The organism is Pseudomonas protegens (assembly GCF_013407925.2).
Taxonomy (GTDB): Bacteria; Pseudomonadota; Gammaproteobacteria; order Pseudomonadales; family Pseudomonadaceae; genus Aquipseudomonas; species Aquipseudomonas fluorescens_AP.
This window is the reverse complement of record NZ_CP060201.1, coordinates 464,530-482,378: the sequence shown is the minus strand read 5'-3', so window position 1 is coordinate 482,378 and position 17,849 is coordinate 464,530. Positions and strand designations below refer to the sequence as shown.

Here is a 17,849-nt window from a genome sequence, read left to right as displayed (position 1 = left end):
CGGGGTTTTACTCTGTACTGTATATAAAAACAGTATCCGGGCCCGACCATGCAACTGATCGACAAGCTGAGCATCCTCGCCGATGCCGCCAAGTACGACGCTTCCTGCGCCAGCAGCGGCGCGCCCAAGCGCAGCTCCGAAGGCAGAAGCGGGCTGGGTTCGAGCAATGGCATGGGCATCTGCCACAGCTATACGCCAGATGGGCGTTGCGTCTCGCTGCTCAAGGTGCTGCTGACCAATTTCTGCCTCTACGACTGCCAGTACTGCGTCAATCGCCGTTCCAGCGACGTGCCCCGGGCGCGCTTCAGCCCCGAGGAAGTGGTGCGCCTGACCCTGGATTTCTACCGGCGCAACTGCGTCAGCGGGCTGTTCCTCAGCTCGGGGATCATCCGCTCGGCGGACTACACCATGGAGCAACTGGTGCGGGTGGCCCGGCTGCTGCGCGAGGAGCACGAGTTCCGCGGCTATATCCACCTCAAGACCATCCCCGACGCCGACCCGCTGCTGATCGAGCAGGCCGGGCGCTATGCCGACCGCCTCAGCGTCAATGTCGAGTTGCCCACCGACCAGGGCCTCAAGACCCTGGCCCCGGAAAAACACCTGGGCTCGATCAAGCAGGCCATGCGCACCATCTATACCGGCGAGCAGACCGTGCTCAACGAGCCCCGGGCGCCGCGTTTCGCCCCGGCCGGGCAGAGCACCCAGATGATCGTCGGCGCCGACGACACCGATGACAGCACCATTCTCCACAGCGCCGAGGCGCTGTACGGCAATTTCCGCCTGCGCCGGGTCTATTACTCGGCGTTCAGCCCGATCCCCAACAGCCCGAAAAGCGTGCCCCTGGCCGCGCCGCCGCTGATGCGCGAGCACCGTCTGTACCAGGCCGACTTCCTGTTGCGCGGCTATGGCTTCAGCGCCAACGAACTCTTCAAGGGGCCGGGGCACCTGGCCCTGGATATCGACCCCAAGCTGGCCTGGGCCCTGGACAACCGCAGCCTGTTTCCCCTGGACCTGAACCGCGCCGAGCCGGCGCTGATCTCACGCATTCCGGGGATCGGCCTGCGTACTACCCAGCGCCTGGTGGAGCTACGCCGCGAGCGGCGCATCCGCTTCGAGGACCTGGCGCGCATGCGCTGTGTGCTGAGCAAGGCCAAGCCGTTCTTCATCACCAGCGACTATCACCCGCAGCAGGCGGAAACCAGCAGCGCGCTGCTCTATCAGCAATTGCGGGACCGGCCACAACCGCAGCAGATGGGGCTCTGGGGATGATCAGCCTGGACTGCGACGACCTGTTCGACACCTGGCGCCAGCAGGCGCGCTGGTTGCTCAGTCATTCCATCGACCCGAGCCGGGTCAGCTGGGCCGGGGAGCAGGAGGCCGACCTGTTTGCCAGCGACGAGAGCTGCCCGGAACAGCCCGGGCCCTTTCGCGCGCGCATTCCCCAGGCCCTGCTGGAGCTGTTGCAACGGGCCGCCTGCTATCGCGGCGAGCAGCGCTGGAGCCTGCTCTACGAGGTGCTGTGGCGGGTCAGCCATGGCGACCGCACGGCCATGCTCAGCGGCGATCAACTGGGCAGCGAGTTGCAGCGGCGTATCAAACAGGTGGACCGCGAGGCCCATCACCTGCATGCCTTCGTGCGTTTCGTCAGGCTGCCCGAGGGACGCTCATCCCTGGCCGAGCAGCCTGAATACGTGGCCTGGCACGACCCGGCCCACGACATCCTGGCCCCGGTCAGCCGGCACTTCATCGGACGCATGGGGCGCCACCGCTGGATGATCGCCACGCCCCGGGACGGGGTGTATTTCGACGGCGAGCACCTGCACCACCAGCGCCAGTGCCCCACAGGCTGGCAGCAACTGGCCCAGGCCGGCGACGACCCCGGAGGCGAGCTGTGGCTGGCCTACTACAGCCACATCTTCAACCCGGCGCGGCTCAACCCCAAGGTCATGCAGGGGCACCTGCCGACCCGGTTCTGGAAGCACCTGCCGGAGGGACCGCTGATTCCGGCGTTGATCAGCCAAGCGCGCCACGGCAAGCAGCGCGATGGCCAGGCCAGTGCGGTGGCAGCAAGGCGCGGCAAGCGGATTGGCAGCGGGCAATAAAAAGCCCGCCCCTGGCAAGCAGGGGCGGGCTCGGGTGCGGCGGGGGGCGAATCAGACCTTGACGATCCAGCCCGCTGGCGCTTCCACGTCGCCGGTCTGCACGCCGGTCAGCTCTTTGTAGAGCTTCTGGGTGATCGGGCCGACGTCTTTTTCGCTGTAGAACACGTGCAGCTTGTCCTGGTACTGGATGCCGCCGATCGGCGTGATCACCGCGGCAGTACCGCAGGCGCCGGCTTCCTTGAAGTCCGCGAGCTTGTCGATGAACACGTCACCTTCGACCACTTCCAGGCCCAGGCGGGTCTTGGCCAGCTCGATCAGCGACAGGCGGGTGATACCCGGCAGTACCGACGGCGAGTTGGGGGTGACGAATTTGTCGTCGTGGGTGATGCCGAAGAAGTTGGCCGAACCGACTTCCTCGATCTTGCTGTGGGTCAGCGGATCGAGGTAGATGCAGTCGGCGAAGCTGGCCTTCTTGGCCTGGGAGCCGGGCATCAGGCTGGCGGCGTAGTTGCCACCGACCTTGGCCGCGCCGGTGCCTTGCGGGGCAGCGCGGTCGTAGCTGGAGATCAGGAAGTTGTGCGGAGTCAGGCCGCCCTTGAAGTAGGCGCCGACCGGGATGGCGAAGATCGAGAAGATGAACTCGGGCGCGGTGCGCACGCCGATGTTGTCACCCACGCCGATCACGAACGGACGCAGGTACAGCGCGCCGCCGGTGCCGTAAGGCGGGATGAAGCGTTCGTTGGCCTTGACCACGGCCTTGCAGGCTTCGATGAACTGCTCGGTGGACACCTGCGGCATCAGCAGGCGGGCGCAGCTGCGCTGCATGCGCGCGGCGTTCTGGTCCGGACGGAACAGGTTGATCGAGCCGTCCTTGCAGCGGTAGGCCTTGAGGCCTTCGAAACATTGCTGACCGTAGTGCAGGGCGGTGGAGCCCTCGCTGATGTGCAGCACGTTGTCTTCAGTCAGGGTGCCTGCGTCCCACTCGCCGTTACGCCAGTGCGACAGATAGCGCTTGTCTGTCTTGATGTAGTCAAAACCCAGCTTGTCCCAATTGATGCTTTCGTTACCCATGACACCCTCTATCACTTAACAACCGCCGGAACGGCTCAAGGCTTCTGACGTTTTTTGGATGGGCACAACAATACTGCATTCCGGGGGCGGACCGCATCCCGGACGATGGGAGGGGGCGCAAAAAAACTTAGCCTGCTCATGAAACTTTCCCCCAGACAGCCCCCGTACCCCCCCTGTAGGAGCGAGCTTGCTCGCGAAGGCCCCGGCGCGAACGCTTGGCTATCCCCGCCAGCCCTTTCGCGAGCAGGCTCGCTCCTACCTGGGCGCTGTGCTGTGTGCCCCTTGAATGGTTACAGATGCAGGGCGTGACCCAGGGCCCGCAGCGCCGCTTCCTGGACCGCTTCACCCAGGGTCGGGTGGGCGTGGATGGTGCCGCCGATGTCTTCCAGGCGCGCGCCCATTTCCAGGGATTGGCCGAACGCCGTGGACAATTCGGAGACCCCGACCCCCACCGCCTGCCAGCCGACAATCAGGTGATTGTCACTTCGCGCCACCACCCGCACGAAACCGCTTTTCGATTCCAGGGTCATGGCCCGGCCATTGGCGGCGAACGGGAAGCTGCTGACGATGCAATCCAGGCCCGCGGCGCGAGCTTCGTCCGGGGTCTTGCCCACCACCACCAGTTCCGGGTCGGTGAAGCACACCGCCGGGATCGCCGCCGGGTTGAATTCCCGGTGCTTGCCGGCGATCAGCTCGGCGACCATCTCGCCCTGGGCCATGGCCCGGTGCGCGAGCATCGGTTCGCCGCTGAGGTCGCCGATGGCCCAGACATTGCGCATGCTGGTCTGGCAGCGGTGGTCGATCTTGATCGCCGCGCCGTTCATCTCCAGGTTCAGGCTTTCCAGGTTCCAGCCCTGGGTGTTGGGCTTGCGACCCACCGCCACCAGCACCTGATCGGTGCTCAGGTTCAGGGTGTCGCCATTGGGCTCGCGCACCTGCAGGCTGCTGCTGGCGGCATCGAAGCCCAGCACGCTGTGCTTGAGGTAGAGCTTGATCCCCAGCTGCTTCACCGATTCCAGCACCGGCTGGGTCAGTTCCGCGTCGTAGGCCGGCAGGATGCGCTCCTGGGCTTCGACCACGCTGACCTCGACCCCGAGCTTGCGGTAGGCAATGCCCAGTTCCAGGCCGATGTAGCCGCCACCGACCACGGTCAGGCGCTTGGGCAGGGTCTTGGGCGCCAGGGCCTCGGTGGAGGAGATGATCGGCCCGCCGATGGGCAGCATCGGCAGGTTGACGCTTTTCGAGCCGGTGGCCAGCAGCAGGTGTTCGCAGTGGATGCGGGTATCGGTGCCTTCGATCTCCACGGTCTTGCCGTCGATGACCTTGGCCCAGCCCTGAATCACCTGGACCTTGTTTTTCTTCAACAGCGCGGCGACCCCGGTGGTCAGGCGGTCGACGATGCCGTCCTTCCATTCCACGCTCTTGCCGATGTTCAGGGTCGGCGCCGCCACTTCGATGCCCAGGGCCGACCCCTGGCTGTGGTGGCGGGTCTGGTGGAACTGCTCGGCGACATGAATCAGCGCCTTGGACGGGATGCAGCCGATGTTCAGGCAGGTGCCGCCCAGGGCCTGGCCTTCCACCAGGATGGTGGAGATGCCCAGCTGACCGGCACGGATCGCTGCCACGTAACCGCCAGGGCCGCCGCCGATGATCAAGAGTTGAGTATTGAGAGTCTGTTGCATGCCTGCTCCTCTGATGCTCAGTCCACAAACAGCGTGGCGGGTTGTTCGAGCAGGCCGCGAATGGCCTGGATGAATTGCGCAGCGTCCATGCCGTCGACCACCCGGTGATCGAAGGAGCTGGAGAGGTTCATCATCTTGCGGATCACGATCTGGCCCTTGATCACCATCGGCCGCTCGACGATGCGGTTGACCCCGACAATCGCCACTTCCGGCAGGTTCAGCACCGGGGTGCTGACGATCCCGCCCAGGGCGCCGAGGCTGGTGAGGGTGATGGTGGAGCCGGACAGTTCATCCCGGGCTGCCTTGCCGCTGCGGGCGGCCTTGGCCAGGCGCGAGATTTCCTCGGCGTTGCCCCACAGGCTGCGGGCTTCGGCGTGACGCACCACCGGCACCATCAGGCCGACGTCGCTCTGGGTGGCGACCCCGACATGCACCGCGCCGTGGCGGGTGATGACCTGGGCTTCGTCGTCGTAGCGCGCGTTGATCTGCGGGAAGTCGCGCAGGGCCACGACCATGGCCCGCACCAGGAACGGCAGCAGGGTCAGCTTGCCGCGGCTGGCGCCGTGCTTTTCATTGAGGTGGATGCGCAGCTCTTCCAGGGCGGTGACGTCCACTTCCTCGACATAGCTGAAGTGCGCGGCGCGGTGCTTGGACTCCTGCATGCGCTGGGCGATCTTGCGGCGCATGCCGATCACCTGGATCTGCTCTTCGTCGTGGCGTTCGGCATAACCTGTGCCCGGCGCCGAGTAGCCCTTGAGCGGCTGGCTGTCCTGGGCCAGGTAGGCCTCCAGGTCTTGGTGCAGGATGCGCCCGGCCGGGCCGCTGCCTTGCACCAGGCGCAGCTGGATGCCCAGGTCCAGGGCGTGCTTGCGCACGGCTGGCGAGGCCAGGGGACGCTCGTCGGCCTGGCGCGCCACCGGCGCCTGGGGCGCGGGACGGCAGGCGGCCTGGCTGGCGACGGCTTGTTCCACCCTTGGCGCTTCGACCACTGGCGCGGCAGCCGGCTTATTAATAGCTGCCGGCGCTTTTGCCGCCGGCGCGGCGGCCTGGGCGGACTCCTTGAGGTTGCCCGCGCCTTCGACTTCGATGCTGATGAGAATGCTGCCCACCGCCATCACTTCACCGGGCTCGCCGCCCAGGGAAATGACCTTGCCGTGCACCGGGGAGGGGATGTCGACCATCGCCTTGTCGGTCATCACGTCGGCCAGGACCTGGTCTTCCACCACCTGGTCGCCGACTTTTACGTGCCACTGCGCCAGTTCCACTTCCGCGATGCCTTCGCCGATGTCCGGCATCTTGATAACGTGCGTGCCCATTCAGACCTCCATGACCCGTTGCAGCGCCGCGCCCACTCGGGACGGCCCTGGGAAATATGCCCACTCCTGCGCGTGGGGATACGGTGTATCCCAACCGGTGACGCGCTCGATCGGGGCTTCCAGGTGGTGGAAGCAGTGTTCCTGCACCAGCGACACCAGCTCGGCGCCGAACCCGCAGGTACGGGTGGCTTCATGCACCACCACGCAACGGCCGGTCTTCTTCACCGACTTGACGATGGTGTCCAGGTCCAGGGGCCACAGGCTGCGCAGGTCGATGACCTCGGCGTCGATGCCGGTTTCCTCGGCCGCCACTTGCGACACATAGACCGTGGTGCCGTAGGTGAGGACGGTGACGTCCTTGCCCGGGCGGGCGATGGCCGCCACGTCCAGCGGCACCTTGTAGTAGCCGTCCGGCACCTGGGCCGCCGGGTGTTTCGACCAGGGGGTTACCGGGCGGTCGTGGTGGCCGTCGAACGGGCCGTTATACAGGCGCTTGGGTTCGAGGAAGATCACCGGGTCATCGTTTTCGATGGAGGCGATCAGCAGGCCCTTGGCGTCGTAGGGGTTGGACGGCATCACGGTGCGCAGGCCGCAGACCTGGGTGAACATCGCCTCGATGCTCTGGCTGTGGGTCTGCCCGCCGTAGATGCCGCCGCCGCACGGCATGCGCAGGGTCATCGGCGCGGTGAACTGGCCGGCGGAGCGATAGCGCAGGCGCGCGGCTTCGGAAATGATCTGGTCGGATGCCGGGTAGACGTAGTCGGCGAACTGGATTTCCGCCACCGGGCGCAGGCCGTAGGCGCCCATGCCGATGGCCGCGCCGACGATGCCGCTTTCCGAGATCGGCGCGTCGAACACCCGCGAGGTGCCGTACTTGGCCTGCAGGCCCTCGGTGCAGCGGAACACGCCGCCGAAGTAACCGACGTCCTGGCCGAACACCACCACGTTGTCGTCACGCTCAAGCATCACATCCATGGCCGAGCGCAGGGCCTGGATCATGGTCATGGTGGTGGTGGTCATGGCGGTTTCCAGCTGGATATTGTTGTTGTGATCGTTCATCTCAGACCCCCAGTTCCTGGCGTTGGCGTTTCAGGTGCTCGGGCATGTCCTTGTAGACGTCCTCGAACATGGTCGCGGCGCTGGGAATCTGGCCGCCGGCGAGGGTGCCGTACTGTTCGGCTTCCTTCTGCGCGGCGATGACCTGGGCTTCGAGCTCGGCGCTGACCGCGGCGTGTTCCTCTTCGGACCACTGGCCGATCTTGATCAGGTGCTGCTTGAGGCGGGCAATCGGATCGCCCAGGGGGAAGTGGCTCCAGTCGTCGGCCGGGCGGTACTTCGACGGATCGTCGGAGGTGGAGTGCGGGCCGGCGCGGTAGGTGACCCATTCGATCAGGGTCGGCCCGAGGTTGCGCCGGGCGCGTTCGGCAGCCCAGCGCGAGGCGGCGTAGACCGCGAGGAAATCGTTGCCGTCGACCCGTAGCGAAGCGATGCCGCAGCCCACGCCGCGTCCGGCGAAGGTGGTGGCTTCACCGCCGGCAATCGCCTGGAAGGTGGAGATCGCCCACTGGTTGTTGACCACGTTGAGGATCACCGGCGCGCGGTACACGTGGGCGAAGGTCAGGGCGGTGTGGAAGTCCGACTCGGCGGTGGCGCCGTCGCCGATCCAGGCTGAGGCGATCTTGGTATCGCCCTTGATCGCCGAGGCCATGCCCCAGCCCACGCCTTGCACGAACTGGGTCGCCAGGTTGCCGGAGATGGTGAAAAAGCCGGATTCCTTCACCGAGTACATGATCGGCAGCTGGCGTCCCTTGAGCGGATCGCGCTCATTGGACAGCAGTTGGCAGATCATCTCCACCAGCGGTACGTCCCGGGCCATCAGGATGCTCTGCTGGCGGTAGGTGGGGAAGCACATGTCGTCGATGTTCAGGGCCAGGGCCTGGGCACTGCCGATGGCTTCCTCACCCAGGCTCTGCATGTAGAAGGACATCTTCTTCTGGCGCTGGGCGACCACCATGCGGTTGTCGAAGATCCGCGTCTTGAGCATGGCGCGCATGCCCTTGCGCAGGATCTCCAGCGGCATGTCCGCGGCCCAGTCGCCCAAGGCGTTGCCCTGGTCGTCGAGCACGCGAATCAGGCCCCGGGCCAGGTCGGCGCAGTCGGCGGGTTCGATATCGATAGGGGGTTTGCGGGCCAGGCCGGCGTCGTTCAGGCGCAGGTAGGTGAAGTCGGTCTTGCAGCCGGGACGGCCCGAGGGTTCGGGAACGTGCAGGCGTAGTGGTTCATACGCGGTGGTCATGGCTTTCTACGCTCGATCTTGTGGATTTCTTGTAATTGGGCGCGCTAGCTGACAGTCATTCTTTGGGTAAAAGAAATCTTGTCCTACAAACATCATAGGCCGGGCGAAGGAGAATATTTATCTCTGTTTCATTGCGCTTGAGATCATTTGCAGATAAAAAATCTGCATAAACATAAAAAAAAGGTTGTTTTGTCTCATGCGCAAACTGGACCGTACCGACATCGGCATTCTCAACAGTCTTCAGGAGAACGCCCGCATCACCAACGCCGACCTCGCCCGTTCGGTGAATCTCTCGCCCACGCCGTGTTTCAACCGGGTCAAGGCCATGGAGGAACTGGGGTTGATCCGCGAGCAGGTGACCCTGCTGGATGCCGACCTGTTGGGGCTGCACGTCAACGTGTTCATTCACGTCAGCCTGGAGAAGCAGGTGGAGGAGGCCTTGCAGCACTTCGAGGAGGCCATCGCCGATCGCCCGGAAGTCATGGAGTGCTACCTGATGGCGGGCGACCCGGACTACCTGATCCGCGTGCTGGTGCCGACCATCCAGGCCCTGGAGCGTTTCATGATGGACTTTCTGACCAAGGTGCCCGGGGTGGCCAATATCCGTTCCAGCTTCGCCCTCAAGCAGGTGCGCTACAAGACCGCGTTGCCGCTGCCGGCCAACGGCCTGACCCTGGGCACCTGAGGCTCAGGCCGGGAGCGGGTTCCAGAGCTGCTCCAGGTTCTTGAATTCCCAGTCTTGCGGGGCTTCGCGGGCGAGGATGCGATCCTGGCCCCGGACCTTGGCCAGGTCGACCACGCTCTGCTCCAGGGGCAGGTTGGAGCGGGTGGAGAAAAACACCCGGACCTTGGGCGTGAGCAGCGACTTGGGGTTCTGTTCGATCACCACCCCCAGGCGACCGCTTTCCAGGCGCACCAGGGCCCCCACCGGATAGATGCCCACGCTCTTGACGAACGCTTGGAACACCCGCTGGTCGAAGTGGCCGGTCCAGGTGGACATGCGCTGGATCGCCTCGGCCGGGTCCCAGCCACGGTTGTAGGGGCGATTGGAGGTCACCGCGTCGTACACGTCGCACACCGCGCCCATCTGCGCGAACAGGCTGATCTGGTTGCCCGCCAAGTGGTGCGGATAGCCGGAACCGTCGGCTTTCTCGTGGTGATGCAGGCACACGTCGAGCACCAGCGCATCCACGTCAGGACTTTGCCGCAGGATCGCGCCACCGGCTTCGGGGTGCAGCTTGACCTGTTCGAATTCGCTGTCCGAGAGCTTCTGCGGTTTGTTGAGGATGCTGTCGGGAATGGTCAGCTTGCCCACGTCATGCAGCAGCCCGGCAATTCCCGCCAGGCGGATGTACTCCTCCGACAGCCCCAGTTGGCGGGCGGTGGCCAGCATCAGCGCGCACACCGCCACTGAATGCATATAGGTGTAGTCATCGGCGCTCTTCAGGCGGGCCAGGCTGATCAGCGCATCGGGATGGCGCAGCAGCGACTCGCTCATCTGCACCACCAGCTCCTCGGCTTGCTGCATCTCCAGGGCCTGGCCCATGCGCACTTCCTGAAACATCGCCATCACCGCCTTGCGCGAGTGGGCGCAGAGCTTGATCGCGCGTTGGACTTCCTCGTCCATGCTCGCCCGGGGCGTGGCCACTGTGGCCGCCCTGGCCGGCAGGGGCTGTGGCGGGGCGCTTGGCGCTGGCGCGCCATTGGCCTCGGGCAGGTCGCGGCCCTTGACGGTGTCGATCCACAGACCGCTGAGGTTGGAGCGTTGCAGGCGTTGCAGGTCTTCCCGGCTGTCGAGGACGAAGCCGGCTTTCCAGAACGAGTGGTCCAGCCAGGAACCACAGAATTGATGGATGTACATGCCCATTTGCAGCTGGTGGATGGAGATGTGTTTCAACATGACCAGCACTCCATTTCAAGGCACCGGCTGGTCGCCGGCCAGCGGCTCGTGCAAGGAACCGCTGGCTGGCGAACCACACCGGCGCTTGTGCTACCTGACTTCCAGGCGGGCTTGGGCCCGTCTCACAGGGAGAAGCGTGCCACCAGCTTGTTCAGACCCATCGCCAGGTTCGACAGTTCACTGCTGGCAATGGAGGTCTGGCTGGCGGCGGACGAGCTCTGCACCGACAGGTCGCGGATGCTCATCAGGTTCTGATCCACCGAGCGCGCCACCTGGGCCTGTTCCTCCGAGGCGGTGGCAATCATCAGGTTGCGTTCGTTGATGTGGCTGATGGCCTGGGTGATGTGACCGATGGCCGAGCCGGCTTCATGGGCGATGGCCAGGGTCTGGCTGGCGTCCTCACTGCTTTGTTGCATGGACAGCATGGCTTTGTTCGAACCGCTCTGGATGCCCTGGATCATCTGTTCGATTTCCTGGGTCGAGAGCTGGGTGCGGTGGGCCAGGGCCCGCACTTCATCGGCGACCACGGCAAAACCGCGGCCTTGCTCGCCGGCCCGGGCGGCCTCGATGGCGGCGTTGAGGGCCAGCAGGTTGGTCTGCTCGGCAATGGCGCGGATCACGTCCAGGACCTTGGTGATGTCCTGGGCCTGTTGCGCCAGCCCGGCCATTTCCACCCGGGTGTTTTCCACGGTGCCGGTGAGCTTCTCGATGGAGTGGATGGTCTGTTCGACCCGCTCCTTGCCCAGCCCGGCGGAGCGCTCGGATTCCTGGGTCGACTGCGAAGCGGACACCGCGTTGCGCGCCACTTCCTCGACGGCGGCGGTCATTTCGTTGACCGCCGTGGCGGCCTGTTCGGTCTCCATGCTCTGCTGCTGGATGCCGGCGTTGGACTCGCGGGTGATGGCGCTCATCTCCTCGGCGGCCGAAGCCAGTTGGGTCGACGAATCGGCAATGTGGCGGATGGTCGACTTCAGGCTGTCGAGCATGGCCCGGGTGGCGGTCTGCAGTTCGGTGAGTTCGTCCTGGCCGCTGACTTCCACCTGGGTGCGCAGATCGCCCTCGGCGATTTTCCGCGTGGTCGCCAGCAGGGTCTGCACCGGCAGGATGATGCTGCGGGTGAAGAGCAGGGCAATCAGCGCGGTGAGCAGGATGGCCACGACAATGATCACCCCGGTCAGGGTAATCCCGGCGGTGAACTGGGTGCCGGCATCGGTGGCCGATTGCGCCGCGCCTTGTTCGTTGATGCGGATCAGCTCATCGATGGAGGACTGCAGGGTGTTGGCCAGGGGCACCGTCACCTGGTTGACATAGTTGGTGGCCTCTTCGGTGCTGCTGGTCTTGCTGCTTTCCAGGAGCACGGCCAGCTTGTCCTGGTAGGCCTGGGCGCCGCTCTTGACCCGGTCGTAGGTGTCTTGCTCATGGGGGCTGGATACCAGCGCCGCGTAGTCCTTGATGGCCTGGTTGAGGTTGCTCTTGAGGGTTGCGAGGTTGCTCAGTGTGGCGGCCTTGTCAGCCGCATTCTCGGTGACATAGTGCAGCGTTTCGAGACGCAGGCGCAGGGTGCTGGATTCAATCAGGGTGGCTTGCCGCACGCTGGGCAGCCAGTTGGTTTGCAGTTCTACCGCGGCGTCATGGATCTGTCCCATCTTCCACAGGGCCAGTCCTCCCAGGCCAACCAATAACACGCAGATCGAGCCGAAGCTGATTAGCGCACGCAAGGTCAATTTCATGTTTCTTGTCACCATAAGGCACCTGCTTGTTTGGAGTGGTACGGCTGATACTTCGACTCCCTGTCGCCTTGATGCCAATCTGATCTCATTGAAGTGAAAAATCTGTAGAAATGTAAAAAAGTATTTCTAGTTTTTTCGCGATTGTTCAGCAAGGCGACAGGCCGGGCAATGCCTTTTTTGCAGGCGTCACTTGTGCAGTCTAGGCGACCCTCGTGCGGCTCCATTTGACCCTTATCAAGGCCGTTTGCCGAAGACCCAGGCATGCTGTGCACGCCCAACCGGAGAAGGAATACCCCCGCATGACCCCCCCTGACATTCAAACCTCCGAGGCCCGGGCGCGCTTGCCCGTCGGGCTGTTGATCGGCGTGCTGGCGCTGGTCGCCGTACTGCTCCTGCCGCTGCCCGCCGACCTGCCGGTCGCGGGGCAGCGGATGCTGGCGATCCTGGCGTTTGCCGTGGTGGTGTGGATCAGCGAAGCGGTGTCCTACGAGGCCAGCGCGATCATGATCACCGCGCTGATGGCGTTCCTGATCGGCACCGCGCCAACCCTGCAGGACCCGACCCAGCTCTATGGCAGCTCGGCGGCCATCAGCCTGGCCCTCACCGGGTTCTCCAACTCGGCCCTGGCCCTGGTGGCCGGTGCCTTGTTCATCGCCGCGGCCATGACCCACACCGGCCTCGACCGGCGCATCGCCCTGGTGACTCTGAGCCGGGTCGGCACCAGCACCCGGCGCATCCTCATCGGCGCCATTGCCGTGACCATCCTCCTCAGCCTGCTGGTGCCCAGCGCCACCGCGCGCAGTGCCTGCGTGGTGCCGATCATGATGGGGGTGATTGCCGCCTTCGGCGTCGACAAGCGCTCGAACATCGCCGCCGGGCTGATGATCGTCGTGGCCCAGGGCACCAGCATCTGGAACGTCGGGATCCAGACCGCCGCGGCGCAGAACCTGCTGACCGTAGGCTTCATGGACAAGATGCTCGGCCAGCGCGTGGCCTGGCTCGACTGGCTGATCGCCGGCGCGCCCTGGGCGCTGATCATGTCTCTGGTGCTGCTGTGGCTGGTGCTGAAACTGCTGCCGCCGGAAACCGACAGCATTCCCGGCGGCAAGCAAGCGGTGGCCCAGTCCCTGGCGGACATCGGCCCCATGACCGGGCCGCAGAAGCGCCTGCTGGCGGTGTCGCTGCTGCTGCTTCTGGCCTGGTCCACCGAAGGCAAGCTGCACCCCTTCGACACCACGACCACCACCTACGCCGGGCTGGTGATCCTGCTGCTGCCACGGGTCGGCATCATGACCTGGAAGGACGTGCAGTCGCGCATTCCCTGGGGCACGGTGATCGTCTTCGGGGTCGGCATCAGCCTCGGTTCGGCGCTGCTCAGCACCCAGGCCGGGCAGTGGCTGGGCGGGCAGGTGGTGGCCCACACCGGCCTGGACCAGGTCGGGCCTTTGGCGGTGTTCGCGATTCTCGCGGCGTTCCTGATCCTGATCCACCTGGGGTTCGCCAGCGCCACGGCCCTGACCTCGGCGCTGCTGCCGATCCTGATCGCCGTGCTGCAAACCCTGCCCGGGGAATTCAGCCGCCTGGGCATGACCATGCTCCTGGGCTTTGTCGTCAGCTACGGTTTCATCCTGCCGATCAACGCGCCGCAGAACATGGTCTGCCTGGGCACCGAGACCTTCAATGCCCGGCAGTTCGCCAAGGTCGGGCTGCTGGTGACGCTGATCGGCTACCTGCTGATGCTGGTGTTCGCCATGACCTGGTGGAAGTGGCTGGGCTGGATGTAGTGCCCTTCACAGTGACCCGCTGAACACCCGGGTCACGCTGCCGGCCAGGCGCACCTTGCCCTGGCCGTCCCAGCTCACCGTCACCGGCCCGCCGTCGCACAGCACCCGCACCGGGCTGTCGAGCAAGCCACGACGGATGCCATTGACCGCCGCCGCGCAGGAACAGGACCCGGAGCCCAGGGGGATGGCGCCATGGCGCTCCCAGATGCGTAGGCGGATGGTCTGGCGGTCGATCACCTGGATGAAGTGCACATTGGTCTTGAGTGGAAACAGCGGGTCGCTCTCGATCCTTGGGCCCAGCGCGGCAATGTCCAGTTGCCCCAGATCGTCGACGAAAAAACTGCAATGGGGATTGCCCATGCTGCACGCCGCCGGTGTTCCTGGCAGTGGCAGGTGCAGGCTGTCCAGCTCGCGGGCCAGGGGAATGGCCTGCCAGTCGAATGACGGCAGGCCCATTTCCACGGACACCGATTGATCCTCAAGGCGCAGGCAGTGCTGCAGGCCGCGGGCGGTTTTCACCTGCACCGAGGTGGCGGCGCTTTCCTGCATCAGCAGGTCGGCGGCGCCTCGGGTCGCGCTGCCGCAGGTGTCCAGGCTGGAACCATCGGCGTTGAAGAAGGTCAGTTGCGCCGCGCTCTCGTGGCAATCGCCGAGCACCACCAACTGATTGAAACCGATGCCGCGCCGGCGATCGCCCAGGGCCCGGGCCAACTCGCGGGTGATCGGGTTGGCGCGGCCACGGGCATCGATCAGCACGAAGTCGTCGCCATTGGCGTGCATCTTCACAAAGTTCAGCGGCATTCGGGCTCCGACAGGCGAGGGCAGGCAGCCGGTTCAACGACCACCAGCGAGCGTAGGATTGCGAAAAAAAGCCACCGGCGCCAGCGCCTTAAAATAAAATTCATCCTGCATGCCCGGGCATTGCCTGGACGGCGGGATTTTCCGGCACACTGCCGGAGCACCGCGAACATCGTCGACCGCAGCAACAGCGCTCGGCACAGCACAAGGTCACGGCATGGATCATTACGCCCCGCGCAACTGGCAGCCCCACGAAAAGCCCAGCTTGCCCGGTTCGCCCTCGACACCGCTGCACCCCAGCCACAAGCGCCTGGCCTATGCCCTGGTGGGCTTGCTGGTGGCGATCACCGGCGGCCTGGGCAACTCGCTGGTGATCGCCAACCTGCCGTACCTGCAAGGAGCGCTGGGGGCGACCACCGCGGAAATGGCCTGGCTGCCGGCCGCCTACGTGATGACCAACGTGTCGATGAACCTGCTGCTGGTGAAGTTTCGCCAGCAGTTCGGCCTGCGCGCCTTCACCGAAGTGTTCCTGGTGCTTTATGCCCTGGTGACCTTCGGCCACCTGTTCGTCAACGACTTGAGTTCGGCGATCGCCGTGCGCGCGGCCCATGGCATGGTCGGCGCCGCGCTGAGTTCCCTGGGCCTGTACTACATGGTCCAGGCCTTCCCGGCGAAATGGCGGCTCAAGGCCCTGGTGGCGGGGCTGGGCACCTCGCAGTTGGCCTTGCCCCTGGCCCGGCTGTTTTCCGAGGACCTGCTGCAGATCGCCGAATGGCGCGGCCTGTACCTGTTCGAACTGGGCCTGGCGCTGACCTCCCTGGGCTGCGTGTTCCTGCTCAAGCTGCCGCCGGGGGACCGCTTCCGGACCTTCGAGAAACTCGACTTCCTGACCTTCGCCCTGCTGGCCACAGGCGTTGCCCTGCTGTGCGCGGTGCTGTCGTTGGGGCGCATCGACTGGTGGCTGGAGGCGCCGTGGATCGGCTACGCCAGTGCCGCTTCCATCGTGCTGATCCTGGCCGGGCTGTGCATCGAGCATAACCGCAGCAACCCGATGCTGATGACCCGCTGGCTGGGCAGCGGGGCGATGATCCGCCTGGCCCTGGCGGTGATCCTGATCCGCATGGTGCTGTCGGAACAGTCCACCGGCGCCGTGGGCTTTCTCCAGGCACTGAACATGAGCAGCCAGCAGATGCGCCTGCTTTACGGGGTGATGCTGCTGGGCAGCATCGCCGGGCTGGCCACCAGCGCGCTGACCATCAACCCGGCGCACCTGTTGATGCCGCTGGTCATTTCCCTGGCGCTGATGGCCGTGGGCTCGGTGATGGACAGTTTCTCCAGCAACCTCACGCGCCCGGCCAACATGTACCTCAGCCAGTTCCTGCTGGCCTTTGGCGGCACCTTCTTTCTCGGTCCGACCATGGTCCTGGGCACCCGCAATGTGCTGACCAACCCGCGCAACCTGGTGAGCTTCTCGGTGCTGTTCGGCATCTGCCAGAACCTCGGCGGGCTGATCGGCTCGGCCTTGCTCGGGACCTTCCAGATCGTGCGCGAGAAGTACCATTCCAGCCATATCGTCGAGCAACTGATCCTGCTCGATCCCCAGGTCCTGGCCCGGGTGCAGAGCGGCGGCGCGGCCTACGGCAAGGTGATTGCCGACCCGGACCTGCGCACCCTGCAAGGCATTCGCAGCCTGGCCACTGCGGCCACCCGCGAGGCCAACGTGCTGGCCTATAACGATGTATTCATGCTGATCGCGGTGATTGCCGTGCTCACCATGCTCTGGATCTTCATCCGCAGCCTGTGGCTGATGAGCACGACCCGAGCGGTCGCGCCCGCGGCTCCCGTTCAACAAAGTGGTGCCCCAAGTTCATGAGCGAAACCGTCAACCCCACCACCAACGCCATCGCCTCGACTCCCGAGCCCAACGGTCCGCCGAGTATTCCGGCGACCGAGCCGCGACCGCTGGCGGTGCGCATCCTCTCGTCCCTGGGCTTTGCCGCCATCGCCATCGTCGGCGTGCTGATCGTGCTCTACGCCTGGCAGCTGCCGCCGTTTTCCAGCGCCATCGAAAGCACCGAGAACGCCCTGGTGCGCGGGCAAGTGACCATCATCGGCCCGCAGCTCAGCGGCTACGTGTTCGAGGTGCCAGTGCAGGACTTCCAACAGGTCAAGGCCGGCGACCTGCTGGTGCGCCTCGACGACCGTATCTACCAGCAGCGCCTGGACCAGTCCCTGGCGCAACTGGCGGTGCAGAAGGCGGCCCTGGCCAATGCCCTGCAACAGCGCAACAGCGCCGAAGCCACCATCAAGCTGCGCCAGGCCGCCCTGGCCGATAGCCAGGCCCAGGCGCGCAAGAGCGCGGCCGACCTGCAACGCAACCAGGCGCTGATCGCCGACGGTTCAGTGTCCCAGCGCGAGCTGGACGTGACCCGCGCGGCCAATGCCCAGACTGTCGCCGCCGTGGCCCAGGCCCAGGCGCAACTGGACATCGCCCGCCAGGACCTGCAGACGGTGATCGTCAACCGCGGCTCCCTGGAAGCGGCGGTGGCCAGCGCCGAAGCCGCGGTGGAGCTGGCGCGCATCGACCTGTCCAACACCCGCATCCTCGCGCCCCGCGACGGCCAGCTGGGGCAGATCGGTGTGCGCCTGGGGGCCTACGTCAACTCCGGCGCGCAACTGATGGCCCTGGTGCCGAACCAGCTGTGGGTGATTGCCAATATGAAGGAAACCCAGATGGACAATGTGCGGGTCGGGCAGCCGGTGAGTTTTACCGTCGACGCCCTCAATCACCGCACCTTCAGCGGCAAGGTGCAGCGGATTTCCCCGGCCACCGGTTCCGAATTCGCCTTGTTGCAGGCCGACAACGCCACCGGCAACTTCGTCAAGATTGCCCAGCGCGTGCCGGTGCGAATCAGCGTCGACCCGGACCAGCCAGAGCTTGAACGCCTGCGGCCGGGGTTGTCGGTGGTGGTCAGCATCGACACCAGCCAATAGCCGCCACACCGCCGCTCTGTAGGAGCCGGCTTGCCGGCGAAGCGGCCCGCCAGACGTGCACCGCCCATGCCGACGCCTTCGCTGGCAAGCCAGCTCCTACCGTGGGCCTGCGGTGTCTCCACGACCCCGCCCACACCGCCATTCCCGTAGGAGCCGGCTTGCCGGCGAAGAGGCCC

Annotated in this window: 14 protein-coding genes; 6 read left to right on the top strand and 8 right to left on the bottom strand. The window is 65.3% G+C overall.

What is annotated here, in order from left to right; genetic code table 11:
• Positions 1–48: 48 nt before the first annotated feature.
• Entirely contained in the window at positions 49–1,269 is a 1,221-nt protein-coding gene (locus GGI48_RS02165; protein WP_179596699.1) for a putative DNA modification/repair radical SAM protein, read from the top strand.
• Complete coding sequence (locus tag GGI48_RS02160) at positions 1,266–2,102, top strand: TIGR03915 family putative DNA repair protein (protein ID WP_179596697.1); 837 nt, start codon at positions 1,266–1,268, stop codon at positions 2,100–2,102. Before GGI48_RS02165 ends, GGI48_RS02160 begins: the two co-directional genes overlap by 4 nt.
• Positions 2,103–2,153: 51 nt before the next feature.
• On the opposite strand, the gene GGI48_RS02155 is transcribed toward GGI48_RS02160, so the two are convergent.
• The 5 genes from GGI48_RS02155 to GGI48_RS02135 all read right to left on the bottom strand — a co-directional run bounded on the left by GGI48_RS02155 (position 2,154) and on the right by GGI48_RS02135 (position 8,467).
• Positions 2,154–3,173: a branched-chain amino acid aminotransferase gene (locus tag GGI48_RS02155; RefSeq protein WP_047303842.1), complete on the bottom strand. Its 1,020-nt coding sequence runs from the start codon at positions 3,171–3,173 to the stop codon at positions 2,154–2,156.
• Positions 3,174–3,463: 290 nt separating this feature from the next.
• Entirely contained in the window at positions 3,464–4,855 is a 1,392-nt protein-coding gene (gene lpdA / locus GGI48_RS02150) for a dihydrolipoyl dehydrogenase (RefSeq protein WP_016963014.1), read from the bottom strand.
• Positions 4,856–4,872: 17 nt separating this feature from the next.
• Positions 4,873–6,171: a dihydrolipoamide acetyltransferase family protein gene (locus tag GGI48_RS02145; protein WP_179596695.1), complete on the bottom strand. Its 1,299-nt coding sequence runs from the start codon at positions 6,169–6,171 to the stop codon at positions 4,873–4,875.
• On the bottom strand, positions 6,172–7,230 hold the full coding sequence (locus tag GGI48_RS02140) for an alpha-ketoacid dehydrogenase subunit beta (RefSeq protein WP_047303847.1): 1,059 nt from the start codon (positions 7,228–7,230) through the stop codon (positions 6,172–6,174).
• A 1-nt stretch (position 7,231) separates the two neighbouring features.
• Entirely contained in the window at positions 7,232–8,467 is a 1,236-nt protein-coding gene (locus GGI48_RS02135) for a 3-methyl-2-oxobutanoate dehydrogenase (2-methylpropanoyl-transferring) subunit alpha (RefSeq protein ID WP_016963012.1), read from the bottom strand.
• 196 nt (positions 8,468–8,663) lie between these two features.
• Here GGI48_RS02135 and bkdR point away from each other — a divergent pair, with 196 nt between their 5' ends.
• Positions 8,664–9,152, top strand: coding sequence for a Bkd operon transcriptional regulator BkdR (gene bkdR / locus GGI48_RS02130; protein ID WP_016963011.1), 489 nt, complete (start codon positions 8,664–8,666; stop codon positions 9,150–9,152).
• Between the two features lie 3 nt (positions 9,153–9,155).
• Here bkdR and GGI48_RS02125 read toward each other — a convergent pair whose 3' ends face one another.
• Positions 9,156–10,367: an HD-GYP domain-containing protein gene (locus GGI48_RS02125; protein ID WP_179596693.1), complete on the bottom strand. Its 1,212-nt coding sequence runs from the start codon at positions 10,365–10,367 to the stop codon at positions 9,156–9,158.
• A gap of 122 nt (positions 10,368–10,489) precedes the next feature.
• Complete coding sequence (locus GGI48_RS02120) at positions 10,490–12,097, bottom strand: methyl-accepting chemotaxis protein (protein WP_409565338.1); 1,608 nt, start codon at positions 12,095–12,097, stop codon at positions 10,490–10,492.
• 299 nt (positions 12,098–12,396) lie between these two features.
• On the opposite strand from GGI48_RS02120, the gene GGI48_RS02115 reads away from it, so the two are divergent.
• Positions 12,397–13,881 (top strand): DASS family sodium-coupled anion symporter, encoded by a 1,485-nt coding sequence (locus GGI48_RS02115; protein ID WP_103740661.1) that lies wholly within the window; start codon positions 12,397–12,399, stop codon positions 13,879–13,881.
• Between the two features lie 6 nt (positions 13,882–13,887).
• Here the strand turns inward: GGI48_RS02115 and dapF are convergent, their stop codons facing one another.
• Complete coding sequence (gene dapF, locus GGI48_RS02110) at positions 13,888–14,682, bottom strand: diaminopimelate epimerase (RefSeq protein ID WP_179596691.1); 795 nt, start codon at positions 14,680–14,682, stop codon at positions 13,888–13,890.
• Between the two features lie 214 nt (positions 14,683–14,896).
• Here dapF and GGI48_RS02105 point away from each other — a divergent pair, with 214 nt between their 5' ends.
• Both GGI48_RS02105 and GGI48_RS02100 read left to right on the top strand, forming a co-directional pair.
• A complete protein-coding gene (locus tag GGI48_RS02105; protein ID WP_179596689.1) occupies positions 14,897–16,552 on the top strand; it encodes an MFS transporter in 1,656 nt (551 codons plus the stop codon).
• Positions 16,549–17,673 (top strand): HlyD family secretion protein, encoded by a 1,125-nt coding sequence (locus GGI48_RS02100; RefSeq protein ID WP_016963019.1) that lies wholly within the window; start codon positions 16,549–16,551, stop codon positions 17,671–17,673. Before GGI48_RS02105 ends, GGI48_RS02100 begins: the two co-directional genes overlap by 4 nt.
• Positions 17,674–17,849: the final 176 nt, after the last annotated feature.

Bases quoted from the DNA above. Each gene is read 5' to 3' on its own strand.
- GGI48_RS02165 (WP_179596699.1), top strand. From the start codon at position 49: ATGCAACTGATCGACAAGCTGAGCATCCTCGCCGATGCCGCCAAGTAC.
- GGI48_RS02160 (WP_179596697.1), top strand. From the start codon at position 1,266: ATGATCAGCCTGGACTGCGACGACCTGTTCGACACCTGGCGCCAGCAG.
- GGI48_RS02155 (WP_047303842.1), bottom strand. From the start codon at position 3,173: ATGGGTAACGAAAGCATCAATTGGGACAAGCTGGGTTTTGACTACATC.
- lpdA (WP_016963014.1), bottom strand. From the start codon at position 4,855: ATGCAACAGACTCTCAATACTCAACTCTTGATCATCGGCGGCGGCCCT.
- GGI48_RS02145 (WP_179596695.1), bottom strand. From the start codon at position 6,171: ATGGGCACGCACGTTATCAAGATGCCGGACATCGGCGAAGGCATCGCG.
- GGI48_RS02140 (WP_047303847.1), bottom strand. From the start codon at position 7,230: ATGAACGATCACAACAACAATATCCAGCTGGAAACCGCCATGACCACC.
- GGI48_RS02135 (WP_016963012.1), bottom strand. From the start codon at position 8,467: ATGACCACCGCGTATGAACCACTACGCCTGCACGTTCCCGAACCCTCG.
- bkdR (WP_016963011.1), top strand. From the start codon at position 8,664: ATGCGCAAACTGGACCGTACCGACATCGGCATTCTCAACAGTCTTCAG.
- GGI48_RS02125 (WP_179596693.1), bottom strand. From the start codon at position 10,367: ATGTTGAAACACATCTCCATCCACCAGCTGCAAATGGGCATGTACATC.
- GGI48_RS02120 (WP_409565338.1), bottom strand. From the start codon at position 12,097: ATGAAATTGACCTTGCGTGCGCTAATCAGCTTCGGCTCGATCTGCGTG.
- GGI48_RS02115 (WP_103740661.1), top strand. From the start codon at position 12,397: ATGACCCCCCCTGACATTCAAACCTCCGAGGCCCGGGCGCGCTTGCCC.
- dapF (WP_179596691.1), bottom strand. From the start codon at position 14,682: ATGCCGCTGAACTTTGTGAAGATGCACGCCAATGGCGACGACTTCGTG.
- GGI48_RS02105 (WP_179596689.1), top strand. From the start codon at position 14,897: ATGGATCATTACGCCCCGCGCAACTGGCAGCCCCACGAAAAGCCCAGC.
- GGI48_RS02100 (WP_016963019.1), top strand. From the start codon at position 16,549: ATGAGCGAAACCGTCAACCCCACCACCAACGCCATCGCCTCGACTCCC.